The sequence below is a fragment of the Arthrobacter sp. 05T410 genome (genome assembly GCF_056396505.1).
On record NZ_JBFTLP010000050.1, the window covers coordinates 1 to 788 of the forward strand.

Sequence of the window (788 nt, forward strand, 5' to 3'; positions counted from 1 at the left end):
GAAAGTTGGTAACACCCGAAGCCGGTGGCCTAACCCCTTGTGGGAGGGAGCTGTCGAAGGTGGGACTGGCGATTGGGACTAAGTCGTAACAAGGTAGCCGTACCGGAAGGTGCGGCTGGATCACCTCCTTTCTAAGGAGCACCTACAACTTTCTCTGCCCCGTGTATGCGGGTGTGGTGGGGTTGTCAGGAGTACGCCCGTTGCGCAGACGCTAGTTCTGCGGCGGGTGCTCACGGGTGGAATATCAACAAATAGGTGCCTGGCGGCACAGGCCGGCAGCTAGTACGGATGCTCTCTCTTCTTCGGAAGTGTGGGGGTCCTGGAACGCACGCCGGAATGAGCTGTTGGGTAGTGTTTGGCACACTGTTGGGTCCTGAGGCAACAGGACCATGGCGCGGCCGCGTTGTCCTTCCCTTTCGGGGGTGGGTGCGTGGTGGTGGTGTGGGACTTGTGTTTCTGGTTTCCTGGCTGCACCGATCACACGGTTGTTCTGCTCCTTTTGGGGGCGGGGTGTGTGTGGGGTGTGTGGTACGGGGTTGTTGTTTGAGAACTACATAGTGGACGCGAGCATCTTTTATAAGAAGCAATTTCCAAGAATATGAACCTGGATCTGTCGCTGTTGCCTTTTGGGGTGATGGAGGTGGTTTCTGTGGTTCTCTCGAAAATTACTCCTTGATCTTTTGTGGTCAAGTTTTTAAGAGCACACGGTGGATGCCTTGGCATTAGGAGCCGAAGAAGGACGTAGGAATCTGCGATAAGCCTGGGGGAGTCGATAACCGGACTGTGAT

The 788-nt window shown here is 55.5% G+C and carries 2 rRNA genes; both read left to right on the forward strand.

Annotated elements, in window-relative coordinates:
* A 16S ribosomal RNA gene (locus tag AC1DFR_RS22330) occupies positions 1 to 131 on the forward strand; the annotation flags it as partial.
* A gap of 553 nt (positions 132 to 684) precedes the next feature.
* Positions 685 to 788 (forward strand): 23S ribosomal RNA (locus AC1DFR_RS22335); the annotation flags it as partial.